The organism is Paenibacillus sp. FSL F4-0097 (assembly GCF_038593125.1).
Lineage (GTDB): Bacteria > Bacillota > Bacilli > Paenibacillales > Paenibacillaceae > Paenibacillus_AQ > Paenibacillus_AQ odorifer.
The window spans coordinates 6,355,821-6,375,325 of sequence record NZ_CP151965.1 but is presented as its reverse complement, the minus strand read 5'-3'; the positions used below and the strand labels follow the sequence as shown (position 1 = coordinate 6,375,325).

The following is a 19,505-nucleotide window of genomic DNA, read 5'->3' as shown; positions in this document are numbered from 1 at the left end:
TTTTAAAATTGTGAATTTGTAATGGCCTCAACTTGTGCTGCTTCCGCAGGATCAGCTGCGATCAGCGAATCGTATAGTACCTGATCTTCACCACCAGTTTTCGCCAGTGCAGCAAGGTACCAACGAGCAATCTCACGATTGGTTGCATCAGCGAAATCTTGGCTTAAGGCTGTTTTTAAGATGGAGGCTGCAATTTGTATCTTTCCAGACATATACTGCATTTTTCCTACCTTCAGTGTCACATCCGGAGTAAATGCCTTCGAGGGATCATTATCCGCAAGTACATGATTGTAGGCCAAAAGCCCAATGACAAAACCAGCTTTCATGTTGTCTATTCTATCTGGATTATCTTGTTGTGTATAAGCTGCCTGCCCCAAATCAAATGAACGGCTGATGAGTGAACTGTACCAATTTATATCCCACGGAGCTTCACTGTTCATAATATCTGTGTAATTAGCATCTGAATTAAGCTTGAGGGTGGACTTCGCTGCATCCTCTTGTCCGGATAAAAGTTGCATTTTGCCAACGTTCAAAGCGATAGTTGGCGTTACTGAGAAAGGACGCCCTTGCAGTTGTTCTGGTGGAAGAGTCTTCAGATGTTCTATTCCAGCAAGAACATGATTATATGCTTCTTGCGCTTCATTGAAATACTCTTGTTTCTTTGTCTCATCTTTTTGATTAAGTGCCTGCTGACCTAAGGCAAAGGAACGGCTGATTATTGCATCATACCAATCGATATCCCAGTTGAACTTATCTGCGTTGTCACGGTAAATACCCAAGGCGACGTCGCTTTGACCTTTCAGATCGTAGTAGCTCACTAATTGGAGCAGAAGATTTTTGTTGTATGGCTCATCTTTGAGTGCGCGAGTTAATACACTGTATGCCTCGTCAAGGAACTGTTCCTGTTGTGTTTGACTAAATACCTGCTGATCCAAGGCCGATAGATAAATTGTCGATTCTGGATGACTTGGACGTTTGTTCAAAGTCTCAATCAATGGGGCTCTAAGCTCTTCGTAGGAAGTGCTATAACTTCTCAATTGTTTAGCTTTCAAAGCAGAGTTACTGGAGCCAATATAGCTGATTGACAAGAACACTAGGAACAAGGTTCCTAAAGAAAGCACAGCGAGGTATCCGAAACGGATGCCCGCTTTATTCCAATTTTTCCGCAGTGGCTTGCTATCCATAACGGAGGCCATTCCGGCAAGGCCAATAAAAACTAGTATGCCCATAAAGGCATAACTCATGTTGAAATCAAGTAGACTGTGCACAAGAATAGATAGAGCAATAATTAGATAGAAGAAACCATTCTCAAATTCGTTTTTATCCCGTTTTACATATCCACGAATATATTTATAGAAGATATACAGAATGAAACTCATAAATATGAGAAATCCAACAATACCTACTTCAATGAGAAATTGTAAGAAGAAGTTATGCACCTGCCGGCTTGTATAAGGGTTGTTTTGATAATGCTCATACAGTGAGGCCCAGCCTCCTCCACCAGCACCGAGGACCGGATAATCCTTAACCACCTTCACGGCATCCTTATAAAAAGTAATCCGCTCGAGTACGCTATGTTGCTGGAAATTGATGTTCTCGAGGCGAGTCTCCATGTTGTCAGGTAAGATGCTTTTTGCACTCGTACCGATAAGCAAGAAAGCTACAATAGCAACTAGAGCGACAGATCCGAGCGGAATCCAAAGACCTGTCCGTTTACGTGACGACCAATTCTCTAGTTTTGCATACAACCATGGTGCGACAAAACGCTGAATGACCCAAGAAAGGCCAGCCACAACTATTGAGGCTCCTAATAGATACGCCCAACCTTTTAAAGCTGAAGAAGAAGTGAAATTAGCATTTAACTCTATTCCTAGGTTAGTAACGGGTGTCGTAATGAGCAAAGCTACAATACCAGCAATTCCTAGATGCAGAATCCAAAGGATTTGCTGTGCAGGTTTTAGGAATAGAAGTAGGAGTATGAATACTACAGGTAGCAGGACTAAGCCGCCACGAGATAAGGTTAACAAGATCGACACAATGATGGGAACTAACATAAAGCCATGCGTCAACGTTCCATACCATTTTTTAGAGCGAATAAGCGCGAATATTGCTACAAATAGAAAGGCCATCAAGAAGGCTGCGTACGTATTTGCGTACTGAAAGATCGAAGTCAGACGAAGTCCGTTAGAGTCAGTCATAACTGCATCTAAGTAGACATCATTTCGGACGGTGTTTGAGAACCAGCCCACAAGAGCTCCTGCTAATTTACTGCTGCCTAACCAATTTAAAAGTCCAAAACCCACTATAAAATATGCAATCGCTAATATAGCATTTTGAATGACAACATTTACTTGCTTTTGCTTCATGAGATAAAAGGCTATAATGAAAACTGCGGCATATGTACACTGAATAAATAGCATATTCATCGCCGTGTAATGCGAAACTGCGACAAACAGTGACAGAGCATAGGTCACAGGGAGCAATAATGCTGCCCAAGCTACTAAATCACTCTGCCCTTCAAGCTTGAACTTTTTGTAATACAAGCCAACACAGGCCAGCAGCATCAGTGCGCTTAATAGTGCTGATACATATATTGGCTTCTCGTAATCAACTAGTGATCCATTAAACAATCCCACTTGAAATGGGGTCCAACACAAAAATAAAATAAAACCAACAACTAATGCCCATATCGGACTTGCTATCTTTTCAACATTTCTCGACTGAGCGGCGTTTTTACCGTATACTGGTTTCGACACGTTATAATCTCCTTTTCCTGTAGGTACGACAATATTTTAGCATATTGCTAACTTCTATTACTACTACTATGAATTGCACAATAAAGACCAAGTAAACTAGTACCACTTATTGTATCATCTCTGGACCGTTCTACTAGCGATCTTGATTTAGTTAGACAGAATGGCGTGATTTTAAATATATATTTTTTTTGAAACAGAGGTTATTTCTAAATTTTCGTGATAATTGAAGGGGTATACGAATGAAATTTAAAAAATTGATACTTGCTGTAATGGGACTTATCTTAGTGGTCTTATTCTTTAATATGTTTGCTACATATCAAAAAAATGGAACCAAATTAACTTTTGAGGTTCAATTGAATTCTAACCAGTCCGATGATTACCAACTATTTTATATTATGAATAAGGATCAGGAATGGACAGAAGAACAATCACTTCATCAAAAATATGAGCAAAAGGGAGACTGGGTAAATCTAAAGTATGATTTACCTAAAAATGTATACTCCCTTAGATTAGATGTGGGGAATCAAAAGGCTATAGTTAAGATTAAAGATGTTAAGTTAAAAGGCAACTCAAGTGTAATCATTCCACTTGATGAAATAATAACTCAAGAGCATGAAGTGAAAATAACAAGTCAGAAAGATAAACAAATAGAACTTCAAGTATTAGATTCTGATCCGTATGTGATTTTAGATATTAAAGACCATCGTGATACGGCGATAGAAGGAACTAGCCTTCTGAATATTTCGATAATTTCATTAAGCAGTGTCGTTGCAACGTTAATTAGTCTTTACATTATAAACTCCATTAAAGAAGTTTATAGATTCTTGAGAGAGATATTTAAGGGTAGAAGGCTGATTTTTAGCCTAGCTAAAAATGATTTTAAAACTAAATATGCGTCTTCCTACTTGGGAATAGTCTGGGGGTTCATTCAACCACTACTAACCATTGTGACCTACTGGTTTGTATTTCAGGTAGGGTTACGAAGTGGTAGTGTATCGGATGTTCCATTTATTTTGTGGTTTATAGTTGCCATAATTCCATGGTTTTTCTTCTCAGAAGCTTTGTCTAGTGCTACAAATGTGTACTCAGAGTATAGTTATCTTGTCAAGAAGGTTGTATTTAAGATTGAACTTCTTCCTATAGTAAAGATTATTTCGGCTTTATTCGTACATTTGTTTTTCATTTTATTTATATTCGTGATGTATACTGGATATGGATATTACCCTGATTTATACAGTTTTCAGATGTTATATTATTTAATTTGTACAATCATGCTTGTTTTTTCGATGTCTCTAGTCACATCTGCAATTGTGTTGTTTTTTAAAGATTTAAATCAAATCATAATAATAATTTTGCAAATAGGGTTTTGGTTCACTCCTATTGGATGGTCATACACTATGTTACCGGATTTTTGGAGTAATGTTTTTAAATTAAATCCTATGTTCTATATTGTAGAAGGCTATAGAGATACTTTCATTTATAGCGTTTCATTTATCCAACATCCCTACTATACTCTTTATTTCTGGATGTTCTGCTTAACAGCACTTGTAGTTGGAATAAAGAGCTTGAAAAAGTTGAAGCCTCATTTTGCAGATGTAATATAAAGTTGTAAAGGTGGAGTAAAGTTTTGAATGAGATAATCGAAATTCAAGATGTTGTAAAATCTTATAAATTATACGATAAACCCATAGACCGCTTGAAAGAGGCTCTTTCCATATCTCATAGAACGTATCACAAAGAATTCAAAGCTCTTAACGGTATCTCATTTAAAGTTGAGAAGGGAGACGCTCTTGGGATTCTAGGTAAAAATGGATCGGGTAAATCAACGCTGTTGAAGTTGATAACAGGAGTCTTATCACCTTCAAGTGGGTCTATACAAGTAAAGGGTAAGATATCTGCAATTTTGGAGCTAGGAGCTGGATTTAATCCAGAGTACAGTGGCAAAGAGAATGTGTACTTAAATGGTCTGATGATGGGCTTTAGCCGTGAAGAAATTGACATCAAAATGAATGATATAATCGAATTTGCAGATATTGGAGAATTTATTGAGCAACCTGTAAAAATTTACTCTAGCGGTATGTTTGCGAGGTTGGCTTTTGCTGTTTCTATTAATGTAGAGCCAGATATACTTATTGTTGATGAAGCTCTTGCTGTTGGGGATGTACGTTTTCAAACGAAGTGTATTGATAAAATGAAAGAGTTGAAGAGTAAGGGAACAACAATATTGTTTGTATCCCATGCAACTGAGCAAGTGAAGAGGTTCTGCAATAAAGCAGTTTGGCTTAAGGATGGTATAGTGCAAGCATCAGGAGAATCATCTGAAATTGCTGATCTATATGAAGATTTCATGAAATACAATACTGAGCATATTATGGAAACTACGATTACCAATGATAATGAGCCAATTCCAGTCGTGCCACAAGATGATTTTATTAGACCGACGAATCCCGATGTATTAGCGTCAATTACAAAAGTGGAACTAAACAAGAATAACTTTAAAACTTTTGATGAGCTAGTAGTGGAAGTTGAATATGAAGTTTATGAAGATGTCATAGAAGATTTATTATTGGGTGTAGCGATTTATACTCCAGATCGAGAGTATATATTTGGCCCAAATACACACTTAGAGAAAATTGATATTCCGAATAAATTAGGAAGACATAGAGTGAAATATATTATATCTAGTTTGCCGTTACTTGGTGGGACTTTCTGTATAGATGTAGGGATATTCAATAATGAAGGAATAGTATGTCTACACTATAAAGAGAATATTGTGGACTTTATTATAACAAATAAATATATTTCTGAAGGGCTAATATATATGAACCATAGATGGGAAGTGTCAAAATGAAAAACACACTCTTTGATCAATATCAAAGATATAATAATATTCGGAAAATTATTAATGAAATGCGATGTGGTGATGAAAGCTTCCGTATTCTTGAAGTTGGGGCTAATGAACATCGTAATTTAGAAAATTTCTTGCCTTTAGACAAGATAACCTATTTAGATATTCAACTACCGGAAGAATTACAACATGATCCAAGTTATATTCTCGGCGATGCTACAAATATGGATTTCCCAGATGATGAGTATGATGTAATTGTTGCATTGGATGTATTTGAACATATTCCAGTGGAAAAGAGAAATCAATTTATTGATGAGTTATACCGCGTTAGTTCGCAAGTGTGTATTATAACTGCACCATTTCATTCACAACAATCGATAGATGCAGAATCTAGAGTGAACTCGGTCTATAAGAGTTTATTTAAAAAAAATTTCATATGGTTAGAAGAACATATGGACAATGGACTCCCTAATAAGGATTCTCTTAAAGAGTATCTCGAATTAAAAAATATAAGATATATGATGATTGGACATGGAAGAATAAATATTTGGGAAAAGTTAATGGGAATTCACTTTTTTGCCGCAAAGAATCCGGAATTGGCTGTCTATCGCCAAGAAATTGATAGATTTTATAATTCTTATATATTTGACCATGATTATACGGAAGATTCCTATAGGAAAATTGTTATTTTAGAAAAAGCAAGAAATCTAAACTTATCATTTGAAACATCTTCAGAAATTCCTGCAGAAACATTGAAAACGTTAGAAATGATGGAACGCACATTTTATAACCTATGCTCAATGACAGGTGAAAATGAGGAAGAAAATGCCTTTGTGGATAAAGTTCAGATCTTTATAGATTGTGGTGATGGGTTTACAGAGTCAAATAGTGAGTATTTTCAATTTAATGATGTAGAATTAATGAAATTTGTTAAAGTTGATCTTCGTGATTTTGATGTTATCAAAGGTATTAGAATTGATCCTTCAGATTACTGTGGCTTTTATAAAATCGATAATCTCAGACTTATTGGGGCTAATAATGATACTGAGATAAAATATCAAATGTCAGGTAGTTTTGATTTTAAAACTTCTAATGTTTATTTGTTTGAAAAGGATGATCCAAATATAATATTGAATTTTGAATCTGAAGTGGGCATAGCGCACATTGAATTCTATATATCGAAATTATCTACAACTGAGATTGTCAATCAATATGTGAGTATGTCAGTTAGTAAAGAAAATGAAATTATGTCTATAAATAATGAATATAAGCAGCAAATAGAGATGAAAGAAGCGCATATAAATAATTTAACTAATGACAAATATATCTTGGAAGAAGAAAATGAAAATCATTTAAAGACGAAGGAAATTTTTATAAGTAATTTATCAGATAATGGCAGGGTAATTGAAAATTTGAATGCTGAAATTGAGCACTTAAGAGCAGGGAATATTGTAAAAGAAACCGAAAAACAAGAGTTGATTCAACAATTAGTAGAAAAGGAGCAAATATTTAACCAACAATTAGTAGAAAAGGAGCAAGAGTTAAGTAGTATTTATAACTCTAAAGCATGGAAGTTAGTAGTTAAAACGAGAAGAATATTGGGGAAATAACTAACAAAAGAAGCGCACTTAGGAGGATTGTATTGAAGATTACAGACATAGTTATTCGAATTTTGACAGTGATAGCGGGTGTGTTTGGTTTTAGATCAACCTTGAACCCCCTTCCCGTATCTGATTTGAAAAAAGTGAATGGAACATGGATTTCATTGGGTACAGATCCAGCATTTATTTTGGAAGGGAAGTTTTATTACGGCTGGAACATCATATCTTGGAATTCAGTGAGCAGCGATAGTATTCCAGTTAAACTATATTGGGATGATGGTGCGGGGTTTTCGGAAGAAAAAAGTATGAATTTGGCCTCCATTTCAGCGGGTGAAAGTAAGTATAAAAGTATTTTTCACATCCCCATTGGCGTTAAAAAATTGAGACTAGATCCAGGTGATAGGGAATTTGAGTTTAAAATGGAAAAGGTATTGATTAAAAAAACAATTAAACACTATCTGATTTTAAAATCAATTCTGAATATTTTAAAACAACGTGGACTTAATATAAAAACAATTAAAATATTATTGCACAAAGCTTTAACTGTTTATAAAGCCCAAGGGTTAGCGGGTTTAAAACAAAAAATTAAGATTGTACAAGAAAATAAATTAGATACTAATAATAGTTATCAAGTGTGGCTTACTCGAAATGCTGTTACATCAAGTGCTTATCAAGAAGCTAATGAAAGCATGAAGAATTTTAATTATAATCCTTTAATATCAGTTATTCTTCCAGTCTATAATGTGGATGAAGTATGGCTAAGAAAATGTATTGACTCAGTAGTAGGTCAAATTTATACAAATTGGGAATTGTGTATTTCAGATGATGCCTCACCTAAAATGCATATTAAAAATGTGTTAAAAGAATATGAAGAGCAAGATGCAAGGATAAAAGTGGTGTTTAGGAAGACGAATGGTCATATCTCGGAAAACTCGAACTCAGCTCTTCAAATAGCATCAGGAGAATTTATCGCATTATTAGATCATGATGATGAATTAGCTTCAACGGCATTATTTGAGGTAGTGAAATTATTAAATACATATCCTGACGCTGATATGATTTATACAGATGAAGATAAAATAGGAGTTAATGGGGAGAGACATTCCCCATATTTTAAACCAGACTGGTCGCCTGACCTGATTCTTTCTCATATGTATACATGTCATTTAGGTATATATCGGAAAGAAATCGTAGATCAAATAGGTGGATTTAGAAAAGGTTATGAGGGCAGTCAAGATTACGACCTTGTATTAAGGTTTACTGAATTATCTGAGCGTATACATCACTTGCCGAAAATCCTCTATCATTGGAGATCGATTCCTGAATCTACAGCTTCTGGATCAGGTGCTAAGAATTATACACACTACGCAGGAGTAAGGGCTTTAGAAGATACAATTAAAAGAAGAGGTATAGATGGTAAAGTACAAGAAATTGATGGTTATCCTAATATGTATCGAATCCATTACAATATAAGCAAAGAACCTCTTGTTTCAATAATTATCCCTACAAAGGATGGAAGTGGAATACTAGATCTTTGTTTAGAGTCTATTGTTACTAAAACGAATTATAGCAACTATGAAATAATAATTGTAGATAATGGGAGTAAAGATGAAGAGACATTTTCTGTATTTGAAAAATGGGAACAACGTTTAAACGATAATCTTAAAATAATTCCTTTAGACATTCCGTTTAATTACTCAAAGATTAATAATGTCGCTGTTCAAGCATCTAATGGTTCTTTAATATTGCTGCTTAATAATGATATTGAAATTATAAGTCCAAATTGGTTAGAAGAAATGGTGGGGTACACCCTTCGACCTAATACTGGAGCAGTTGGAGCCAAGCTATATTACCCAGATCGAACTATACAGCATTCAGGTGTAATTATGGGGTTAGGTGGAGTCGCTGGGCACGCTTTTAGAACTTGTAATGAATTCGACCCTGGGTATTTTGGTATGTTATTAACAAATCGTAATAGTTCAGTGGTAACAGCGGCGTGTTTAATGGTAAGAAAAGAAGTGTTTAATGAAGTTGGTGGGCTTGAAGAGGATCTTTCTGTAGCATTTAACGATGTGGACTTTTGCCTCAAATTAATTGATAAAGGGTATTATAATGTTTGCCTAAATAATGTGAGTTTATATCATCATGAATCAAAAACTAGAGGCGCTGAAGATACGGCAGAGAAAAAGGCAAGATTTATGCAAGAAATTGAGTATATGTTAGAAAAATGGCCTGGATATATTAAGGCTGATCCCTACTATAATATAAATCTCTCATTAGAGAGTGATAAGGCTTATCTATTAAAAATTTAGAAACATATCATATTATAGTTATATAGTAGTTTAAAGGAGATTGAGCAATGGGCCCTTCCAAAAGACGTTTATTTGAATTAAATAATGAATTTCAATCTTTTTATTCTTATATAAAAAGTAATAAGCTGTTTTGTGTTGTCATTTTTTTTGTAGCTCTATTTGCCTACGGATTTCCATTAACACATTTTACACTTTCTATCGATGAAGAGAACGCTCTATTTCGTATTGGAGATGCTATAACTGTTTGGAGCATGCAGGGACGTTTTGGAATATCAATTTTAAAGACTCTGTTCTTTAGTGGGCAAACTAATTCTATTACGAGTACCTTTTTGTCTGTATCAGCACTCAGCTTAACAAGTCTAATATGGGCGTACGCCCTTAGTAGCTTGGATGCGGATAAAAATAAAATGAAGTTTGATTTTGGAGGATTGACTGTAGCTGTATTATTTTTAAGCTTTCCTGCTCATTCAGAAAATATAGGGTTCTCTATAATGAGTTTTGAGCTGGGAATTGGATGGGTATTTATATCGATAGCTACATTACTTGTTGCCAAATGGGCGATTTTAAGAAAAGATAACTGCTATATAGCAGTAGGTATTCTTCTATTAATATTGGCCATCTCTATATATCAAGCATATTTACCGGTTTTTATATGTGGTGTGATTTTACTTACATTGATAAATTTAATATCTCTAAGTAAGGTGAATACCAATGTTATTTTTAAGGAATACCTAATAGTAATATTAAAATATATACTTGTTACTGTGATTAGTCTAATTGTCTATAAGATTATTGATACAGTTATTTCATTATATATACCGAGATCCAATTATGTTGAAGGCTTTTTTGTTTGGGGTAAAGAAAATCCTAGTATTATAATCAGAGGCCTAATCAACAACTTTAAAGGCCTTATAATGGGGGATGTCATTTATGGTAGTAACATTATATTACCAAGTATGATTGTTTGTTTCTTACTTTTGTTTTTATTCATATATAAAGCTTTAATCCGTACTGAGGTAAGGAGAACTGCGTGGTTAATAGTAATCTTGTTTCTTAGTTTCGTAGTTTCTCCTTTTTTGATGTCTGTTTTGTTAGGATCTGCCATGCCAATTCGAGCGAATTTTGTTTTAGCATTATTTATCTCCGCAAGTTGGTATTTACTATATAAAATAATAGATATAAAAAAATTAAAAATTGTATTTATAGTTTGTACAATAATTGCGGTTTTTTATCAGTCCCAGTCAATGGCACAATTGTTTTATAGTGATTACAATAGATATGAAGAAGATGTGAAGATAGCTAACCAAATTAGTTATAGAATTATGGACCTTGATTTAGGTGAAACACCGCCATACCCTGTTGTTTATCTGGGTAAACATGAGCAAAAGAAAAGAGCTAATGTTATAAAGCAAGAGGTCTTAGGGTTTTCCTTTTTTGAATGGGATGGAGGGAACAATAATAGGATAGGTAAATTTATGAGTTCTTTAGGATACGAATATAAGATTCCTACTGAAATTGAAAGAGAGAAGGCAACTAAGTTGGCTGAATCAATGCCTGTGTGGCCATATAAAGGTTCTGTGGCATTAGTCGATGACTTAATAATCGTTAATCTATCAGATAATCCTGAAAAATACGGATTGAATTTAATAAATGATGAGAATAAATCTATGTCTCAATATAAGAAAACTGAAAGTGTAAAGCTAGATAAGGATAATATTGATTTTTTTTCTGACTTGGTTATAGAAAATGCAGAAAGTGATAGTTATATTTTGAAGGCTGGGGATATTGATCCTTATATATCAATATCACTTGCAGAAAAATTAGAAAAGGATTCTTTTGAACATATATCCTTTACCATAGAGTCTAATGTTGAAGGTGACATGCAATTATTTTTACTTCAAGAAAATGAGTCCTATAGTGAAAAGTATAGTGGGGTTATTAAATTAAAAAAAGGGATGAACAAGATAATTTGTGAAAGACAACAGTTTATGAATAATCTTATATCTCTTCGAATAGATCCTCCTGCCTTATCAGTTATTAAAATTAAGGAAATATCTTTTTTTAAATGATTAGCATAATCAGTTAGTAGGATTTGGTTTTCTATATTATGAATTAAATCACGAGGAGATACGAGATGAAATTGGATGGAAATGAGAAGGAAAGTTCAATTAAAGAAAGTAGTGCACTTGGAGATGAAAGAGGTTATCTAACTGTTATAGAAGGGCAAAATTCTATTCCGTTTGACATTAAGAGAGTGTTTTATATTTATGGAACCTTACCCGATATACGTCGAGGATTCCACGCTCATTATAAAACTAGACAAGCTCTAATAAGTGTATCAGGGAGCTGTAAAGTTTATTTGGATAACACGAAAAGGAAGACGGACGTGGTTCTAGATTCACCAACTAAAATACTTATACTTGAACCAAATGATTGGCATGAAATGTATGATTTTTCTCCAGATTGCGTATTACTCGTTCTCGCTTCCCACTTATATGATTCGGCAGATTATATTCGTGATTATGACAAATTTATAGAGGTGTATGGGGGATGAAACATTACTTTACTCATCCGCAGGCTATTGTCGAATCGGAAAAAATTGGACATAACACCCGAGTTTGGGCGTTTGCACATATCTTACCGAATGCGGTGATTGGTTCAAACTGTAATATTAACGATCATACTTTCATCGAAAATGATGTAATCTTAGGGGATAATGTTACTGTTAAATCAGGAGTGTATATTTGGGATGGTGTTACAATAGAAGATAATGTTTTTATTGGTCCCAATGTTACTTTTACTAATGATTTGAGACCTCGTTCCAAACAGTACCCAACTGAATTTTTGAAGACTGTGCTTGAGGAATGGGTTTCAATAGGTGCAAACGCAACAATTATAGCAGGGAATACAATTGGTAGGTACGCTATGATTGGAGCAGGGTCTTTAGTGACTAAAAACATTCCAAACAATACGTTATGGTATGGTAATCCAGCCAAATTCAAAGGATATATTTGTAATTGTGGAGAAAAACTTAATAATGAATTGTTATGTTCTGCTTGTAGTAAACAATACTTACTGGAAGATGAAGTTATAGTTGAGCAACACTAAATTAATGAAATAGGTGAACAAAACATGATCCCTTTCCTCGATCTGAAGAAAATCAATCTGCGTCATGAAGAAGCTATATTAAATAGTGTTCGCAAAGTTCTACACTCTGGATGGTATATAATGGGTGAAGAAGTTAAATCTTTTGAATCGGAATTTGCTGATTATTGTGGCACCAAATATGCTCTGGGAGTAGCTAATGGATTAGATGCTCTTGAATTAATAATTAGAGCTTATGATATTGGTCCTGGAGACGAAATTATTGTGCCTTCGAATACCTATATTGCATCTATATTATCCATATCCGCTAATGGCGCAATACCTGTGTTAGTCGAACCTAACTTACTAACATATAACCTAGACCCTGACAAACTTGAAGATAGTATTACTCCTAATACAAAGGCAATTCTAGTTGTTCACCTCTATGGTCAAGCATGTAATATGACGCCAATTAAGAGTATTGCAGAAAAATACAACCTGAAGATAATTGAAGATTGTGCGCAGGCTCATGGTTCTGTTTATGCTGATAAAATGGTGGGCAATTTAGGAGATGCCGCAGCATTCAGTTTCTATCCTGGCAAAAATCTCGGAGCCTTAGGAGATGCAGGTGCCATCACTACCAATGATGAAGAACTATATACAAATCTTCAGGCTTTAAGAAATTATGGATCACATAAGAAATATGAAAATATTTTCAAAGGATATAATAGTAGATTAGATGAACTTCAAGCACCAATTTTGAGTGAAAAGTTAAAGTATTTAGATGAAGATAACAACTACAGAAGAACTATCGCAACATATTACTTGAATAATATAAATAACGAAAATCTTGTATTGCCGTATGTTGAAGAAAAACCAGAATCACATGTCTGGCATGTGTTTGTTGTTAGAACGTCCTTGAGAACTGATTTTATTAACTTCATGAACCAAAAAGGTATTCAAACTATGATTCATTACCCTATTCCACCTCATAAACAGGAAGCATATAAAGAATGGAATGAATTATCCTTCCCTATTTCTGAGAAAATCCATTCAGAAATTCTTAGTCTTCCAATTAGTCCTGTGATGGATATGGAAGATGTGAAAAGAATTGTGGAGGTTGTAAATGAGTATAAACCGAATTAAATTATCGATTGTTGTACCTATATATTATAATGAGCTGAACATTCCACATACTATCCCACGATTACAGAACTTAGAGAAAATCATTCCGAATTGTGATTTTGAGTTTGTATTTGTAGATGATGGTTCAAAAGATAATTCATTTTCTTTACTAATGGATGCTAAAGAAAAAGATCCCCGTATTAAAGTCATTAAACTAAGTCGTAACTTTGGTTCGATGGCGGCTATACAGGCGGGCTTAAAATACACCACTGGTGATTGTGTTGGTATTATAGCTGCTGATTTACAAGACCCTCCTGAAATGTTTGAAGAGATGTTAGAACATTGGCGGACTGGAAAAAAGGTTGTACTTGGAACAAGAGCAGATAGAGAAGAGTCTCTTTCTCAGAAAATGTTCTCCAATACCTATTATTTTTTATTAGAGAAATTTGCATTAAAGGGTTACCCAAAAGGCGGATTTGATTTTTTGCTAATTGATAAACAGGTTGTACAAGAAGTGTTGGAGATACAAGAGAAAAATACGAATATCATGAGTCTCATTTATTGGCTCGGACATGATCAAGTACAAATACCTTATGTCAGACAAGAAAGAAAACTAGGGAAATCTAGGTGGACACTCTCGAAGAAAATAAAACTATTTGTTGATTCATTTGTAAGTTTCTCATACACACCTATTCGTTTTATGTCATTTATTGGTTTTGCTACAGCTCTTTTGAGTTTTCTATATGGTGTTTTTGTTATATTTAGCACTGTTTTTGGTATTATTGAGTTACAAGGATGGACTACAATTATAGCGCTAATTACTTTTTTATTAGGGATTATAATGATTATGTTAGGGATTATAGGTGAATATCTCTGGAGGATATTAGATGAAAGTAGAGAAAGACCATCCTACGTTGTTGACCAAACTTTTGAATAAACAATTTTTGAAATTTGTCATTAGTGGAGGAATAAATACATTATTTACATATTTGGTTTATTTGCTCCTTCTTCAAGTCCTGAGCTATTCCATGTCTTATACAATCTCATATATCTCGGGTATATTTCTTTCATATTACTTAAATACAATTTTTGTATTTAAAGAAAAAGTTACATTCAGGAAGTTTCTTAAATTTCCGGTCGTATATCTCGTGCAGTATTTAATTAATTTATTAATGTTGTTTGTTTTAGTAGAGTATTTAAATTTATCGAAACAAATCGTACCCTTAATAGTTATTGTAGTGACAATTCCAATTACCTACACACTTTCCAAGCTTATTATTAAAAGTAAATGAATGGAGGTAATATAATGAAAGGCATAATCCTAGCAGGTGGTACAGGCTCACGCTTATATCCATTAACAAAGGTAACAAATAAACATCTTCTTCCTGTAGGAAAATACCCTATGATTTTTCATTCTGTTTATAAATTAAAGCAAGCGGATGTAACAGACATACTGATTGTTACGGGGAAAGAACATATGGGCGACGTAGTTAATCTATTAGGTAGTGGCCGTGAAATGGGCGTTTGCTTTACTTACAAAGTACAAGATGAAGCAGGTGGAATTGCGCAGGCGTTGGACTTGGCAGAGCAATTTGTCGGAGATGATCAAATGATTGTTATCCTTGGCGATAATGTTTTTGCTGATGATATTGCTCCGTATGTGCGCAATTTCCGTGAGCAAAAGACAGGTGCGAAGATTTTAATACAAGAAGTTTCTGATCCTAAGCGTTTTGGTGTACCTGAACTAAATGGAAATCAAATTGTTTCTATTGAAGAGAAACCAGCTATGCCTAAATCAACCTATGCAGTAACAGGAATTTATATGTTCGATAGTGAAGTGTTTAATATTATCAAAACGATTACTCCTTCTGCACGTGGAGAATTAGAGATTACAGACGTTAACAATGCATATATCAACCGTGGAGAATTGACATTTGATGTTCTACAGGGATGGTGGACGGATGCAGGTACACATGCCTCATTAGCTAAAGCACATAACTTGGCTCAAGACCTTCTCTTTGGTGAAGAATTCGGAAAACTGAAACTTTAGATGTGAAGGAGTTTTGCAATATGAAAGTTACACCTCTACAACTACAAGGCGCTAGTATACTAGAACCTGTGGTCCACGGCGACAACCGGGGTTTTTTTATGGAAAGCTATAACGAAGAAATCATGCATAAGCTTGGCGTTAACTATCACTTTATCCAAGATAACCAATCTCTTTCTGCAGAGGTTGGAGTGTTACGTGGCCTGCATTACCAGTTGAACCCTAAGGCGCAAACAAAGTTAATCCGCGTCTTATCCGGTGCTATTTATGATGTTATCGTCGATATCCGTCGTAATTCTCCTACATTTGGACAATGGGTGGGAGTAATTCTTAGCGAATATAATAAGCGTCAACTACTGGTGCCTAAAGGCTTCGCGCATGGTTTTTGTACGTTAGTGCCTAACACCCAAGTATTATATAAGGTGGACGAATATTATTCCCCTGAAAATGATCGTGGCATATTATGGGATGATCCAGCCTTAGGTATTGATTGGCCGACTTCTAGTCCGATATTGTCGGATAAGGATCAACGTCATCCATTACTGAAAGATGCGGAAATAAACTTTGATTAACAGTGGTAAGCAAAAATTTAAATATAATCTCAAAGAACAAAAGGTGGGCTATAAATGAAACTGCTAGTTACCGGCGGAGCCGGATTTATCGGCAGCAACTTTGTATTATACATGCTGCAACAACATCCTGATTACCAGATCGTCAACGTGGATGCATTGACTTACGCAGGTAATCTGGAGAACCTAAAATCGATCGAGAATCATCCGAACTATACGTTTGTGAAGGCCGACATTACAGATGTTACTGCGATGGATGAACTGATTAGCCAGGGTGTGGATGTCGTTGTTAATTTCGCGGCGGAGTCGCATGTGGATCGGAGTATTTTAGAGCCGGAAGTGTTTGTGAAGACGAATGTACTTGGAACACAAGTGCTTTTGGATGCGGCGAAAAAATACAGTATCACTAAGTTTGTTCAAGTATCTACGGATGAGGTATATGGATCACTGGGAGCGACAGGATTATTCACCGAAGAAACTCCTCTGGCTCCTAACAGTCCATATTCAGCAAGTAAAGCAGGCGGAGACTTGCTAGTACGTGCGTATCACGAAACGTTTGGACTGCCTGTGAATATTACCCGCTGCTCAAACAATTATGGCCCGTACCAATTCCCGGAAAAGCTTATTCCGCTGATGATTTCCCGTGCACTTGCTGATCAAGCGTTGCCTGTTTATGGCGATGGAATGAATATCCGCGATTGGTTGTATGTTGAGGATCATTGCAGCGCGATTGATCTGGTTATTCACAAGGGCGTGAACGGCGAAGTCTACAACATTGGTGGTAATAATGAACGTACGAATGTGCATATTGTAAACACGGTATTGCAGGAACTAGGCAAGCCTAATTCTTTGATTACTTATGTTCAAGACCGTCCTGGTCATGATCGCCGTTATGGGATTGATCCAACTAAGATTATGAATGAACTGGGATGGAAGCCGAAACATACGTTTGAAACAGGTATTAAAGAAACTATCCAATGGTATCTCAATAACCGCGAGTGGTGGACCCGTATTCAATCTGGGGAATACCAAAAATATGCTGAACAGCAGTATGGTGATCGTTTAGGTGACTCATTGTAATTTTGATACGGGGGTAAAATAGCTATGAAGGTACTTGTTACAGGTGCGGCCGGACAACTAGGTCAGGACGTAGTTTTACTGCTCCAGCATCAAGGTCACGAAGTGTTGGCTTGCGATCGTCAGGAGATGGATATTACTGATCTGGATCAGTGTATCCAAGTTATTGGCGGTTTTGGACCGGATGCGGTTATTCACTGTGCTGCTCATACGGCAGTAGATGCGGCAGAAAGTGATATTGATGCAGCTTATTTAATTAATGCTACTGGCAGCCGAAATGTAGCGCTAGCTTCTGAAAAAGCTGGAGCCAAGCTGGTGTATATTAGCACGGATTATGTATTTGATGGTATGGGTGCACAGCCTTACCATGAATATGATAATACAGACCCTAAGAGTATATACGGCAAATCGAAACGTGCGGGTGAGGTACTCGTTCAATCCCTCTCCTCTAAGTATTTCATCGTACGAACGTCATGGGTGTACGGCAAATACGGAAATAACTTTGTCAAAACAATGCTAAAGCTTGGTCAAGAAAAGCCAATGCTTCAAGTTGTCGATGACCAAAAAGGTTCGCCTACTTACACAGTCGATTTAGCTCGATTCTTGCTTGAGCTTGTTCAAACTGAGAAGTATGGTGTATACCATGCGTCAAATAGCGACTCTTGTACCTGGTTTGAATTTACACAGGCGATCTTTGTAGAGGCCGAGGATATTTTGGGTTTCAAATTCACTGCTACGCTTGAACCGTGTGCTACGGAACAGTTTCCGAGACCTGCACCACGTCCTCGGAATTCGGTGATGGAGCATCTGTCGATACGTACGAATGGTTTTGAGGACATTCGACCTTGGCGTGAAGGCTTGAGAGATTTCCTCTTAGAGCTAAAAGAATAGAATAACACCAATTGAAACTCCTAAATCGTTTATAACGATGCGGGAGTTTTTTGTGTTCTTTCGTTATAATAAGAAGGAAGCAGGTAGTTAATTAGAAATTACAAAGTCGAGGATACTCATGAATAACAAAACAGTTAGTGTACATATCGTCACCTACAACAGTGCGGATGACATTATAGATTGCTTAGAGGCAGTAATGGCACAGGATTATCCTATTGAGAAAATTGTTGTTGTGGACAATGCGTCTTCGGACGATTGTGCAGAGAAAGTGAATATATTCTTTAACGCGATCGATAAAGGGGCTTTTTCTAGTAATTCACTAGAGGAATTAGATCTGTTCAATTCACAAGCTAACAAGGAAGCGCCCACGAGCCTTCTACTTATCCAAAATCAAAAAAACACAGGCTTCGCCCCAGCTCATAACCAAGCTATAGCTACTACAGAAACAGATTATGTGCTCGTTCTCAATCCGGATTTGACGCTGGCACCAGACTATATCTCTAGACTAATCGCACAAATGGAAGCGAACCCGCAGATCGGCAGCGCCACAGGTAAGCTTTTGCTAAGGGCTGATCACGGATTAGTGGATAGCACTGGTCTTCGGATGAACAAAGCGCGTCGTGCGTTTGACCGTGGTGCGGGGGAGCCAGCAGAACTATGGACACAATCGGGGACAGTATTTGGTGTATCTGGGGCAGCGGCGATGTATTCTCGGCGGATGATTGAAGACGTTAGTGTTGATGGGGAGTTTTTTGATGCAGATTTTTTTGCATATAAGGAAGATGTGGATGTGGCTTGGAGAGCCCAGCTATTTGGTTGGCAAGGGTATTATGATGCTGAGGCAATTGGGTATCATGAACGTGGGTGGAAAACGTCTGGCCGCAGTACCAAACCAATGTTCATCCGGCGAATATCTTACATTAATCGCTACAAAATGATCTACAAGAATGAATCGGCTCGAACTATGCTGAAAACAATCTTGATATCTCTTCCCTATGAAATTGCCGCTCATGGTTATATGCTTCTGAGAGAGCCGAAGTTAATCGTAGCGTGGAAATCCTTTTTCACTCAGCTCCCAGCGTTAAAAAAGAAACGAAAATATATACAGACCGTCGTAAAAGAGAGAAAGAAACCCGTAAATTAAACAGTATATGGTAAAACCTCCCTGAAAGGTCATCTCCTCTCAGGGAGGTTT

General features: G+C 36.1%; 16 protein-coding genes. 15 read left to right on the top strand and 1 reads right to left on the bottom strand.

What is annotated here, in order from left to right; genetic code table 11:
* Nucleotides 1-2 precede the first annotated feature (2 nt).
* Complete coding sequence (locus MHH86_RS28735) at nt 3-2,756, bottom strand: O-antigen ligase family protein (protein WP_076212532.1); 2,754 nt, start codon at nt 2,754-2,756, stop codon at nt 3-5.
* 239 nt (nt 2,757-2,995) lie between these two features.
* Between MHH86_RS28735 and MHH86_RS28730 the strand changes: the two genes are divergently transcribed.
* From MHH86_RS28730 to MHH86_RS28660, 15 genes are all read left to right on the top strand, one after another.
* Nucleotides 2,996-4,360, top strand: coding sequence for an ABC transporter permease (locus tag MHH86_RS28730; protein WP_076099648.1), 1,365 nt, complete (start codon nt 2,996-2,998; stop codon nt 4,358-4,360).
* A 23-nt stretch (nt 4,361-4,383) separates the two neighbouring features.
* Nucleotides 4,384-5,607, top strand: coding sequence for an ABC transporter ATP-binding protein (locus tag MHH86_RS28725; RefSeq protein WP_076192492.1), 1,224 nt, complete (start codon nt 4,384-4,386; stop codon nt 5,605-5,607).
* Nucleotides 5,604-7,214, top strand: coding sequence for a class I SAM-dependent methyltransferase (locus MHH86_RS28720; protein ID WP_076192494.1), 1,611 nt, complete (start codon nt 5,604-5,606; stop codon nt 7,212-7,214). The genes MHH86_RS28725 and MHH86_RS28720 overlap by 4 nt, the downstream gene beginning before the upstream one ends.
* A gap of 32 nt (nt 7,215-7,246) precedes the next feature.
* Nucleotides 7,247-9,517, top strand: a complete 2,271-nt coding sequence (locus MHH86_RS28715) for a glycosyltransferase family 2 protein (protein WP_143766168.1) — start codon at nt 7,247-7,249, stop codon at nt 9,515-9,517.
* A 47-nt stretch (nt 9,518-9,564) separates the two neighbouring features.
* Nucleotides 9,565-11,586, top strand: a complete 2,022-nt coding sequence (locus MHH86_RS28710) for a glucosyltransferase domain-containing protein (RefSeq protein ID WP_076317152.1) — start codon at nt 9,565-9,567, stop codon at nt 11,584-11,586.
* A 65-nt stretch (nt 11,587-11,651) separates the two neighbouring features.
* Nucleotides 11,652-12,071, top strand: a complete 420-nt coding sequence (locus MHH86_RS28705) for an FdtA/QdtA family cupin domain-containing protein (RefSeq protein WP_076123766.1) — start codon at nt 11,652-11,654, stop codon at nt 12,069-12,071.
* On the top strand, nt 12,068-12,625 hold the full coding sequence (locus MHH86_RS28700; protein ID WP_076099643.1) for an acyltransferase: 558 nt from the start codon (nt 12,068-12,070) through the stop codon (nt 12,623-12,625). Before MHH86_RS28705 ends, MHH86_RS28700 begins: the two co-directional genes overlap by 4 nt.
* Before the next feature lie 24 nt (nt 12,626-12,649).
* Nucleotides 12,650-13,747: a DegT/DnrJ/EryC1/StrS family aminotransferase gene (locus MHH86_RS28695; RefSeq protein ID WP_076317153.1), complete on the top strand. Its 1,098-nt coding sequence runs from the start codon at nt 12,650-12,652 to the stop codon at nt 13,745-13,747.
* A complete protein-coding gene (locus MHH86_RS28690; protein ID WP_076099641.1) occupies nt 13,728-14,663 on the top strand; it encodes a glycosyltransferase family 2 protein in 936 nt (311 codons plus the stop codon). Before MHH86_RS28695 ends, MHH86_RS28690 begins: the two co-directional genes overlap by 20 nt.
* Nucleotides 14,614-15,018 (top strand): GtrA family protein, encoded by a 405-nt coding sequence (locus MHH86_RS28685; RefSeq protein ID WP_076099640.1) that lies wholly within the window; start codon nt 14,614-14,616, stop codon nt 15,016-15,018. Before MHH86_RS28690 ends, MHH86_RS28685 begins: the two co-directional genes overlap by 50 nt.
* Nucleotides 15,019-15,032: 14 nt before the next feature.
* Nucleotides 15,033-15,776, top strand: a complete 744-nt coding sequence (locus tag MHH86_RS28680) for a sugar phosphate nucleotidyltransferase (RefSeq protein ID WP_076099639.1) — start codon at nt 15,033-15,035, stop codon at nt 15,774-15,776.
* A 20-nt stretch (nt 15,777-15,796) separates the two neighbouring features.
* Nucleotides 15,797-16,345, top strand: a complete 549-nt coding sequence (gene rfbC / locus MHH86_RS28675) for a dTDP-4-dehydrorhamnose 3,5-epimerase (RefSeq protein WP_076317154.1) — start codon at nt 15,797-15,799, stop codon at nt 16,343-16,345.
* A gap of 54 nt (nt 16,346-16,399) precedes the next feature.
* Nucleotides 16,400-17,422 (top strand): dTDP-glucose 4,6-dehydratase, encoded by a 1,023-nt coding sequence (rfbB, locus tag MHH86_RS28670; protein ID WP_076317155.1) that lies wholly within the window; start codon nt 16,400-16,402, stop codon nt 17,420-17,422.
* Between the two features lie 24 nt (nt 17,423-17,446).
* Complete coding sequence (gene rfbD, locus MHH86_RS28665; protein WP_038573485.1) at nt 17,447-18,310, top strand: dTDP-4-dehydrorhamnose reductase; 864 nt, start codon at nt 17,447-17,449, stop codon at nt 18,308-18,310.
* Nucleotides 18,311-18,428: 118 nt separating this feature from the next.
* Entirely contained in the window at nt 18,429-19,454 is a 1,026-nt protein-coding gene (locus MHH86_RS28660) for a glycosyltransferase family 2 protein (protein ID WP_076317156.1), read from the top strand.
* Nucleotides 19,455-19,505 lie beyond the last annotated feature (51 nt).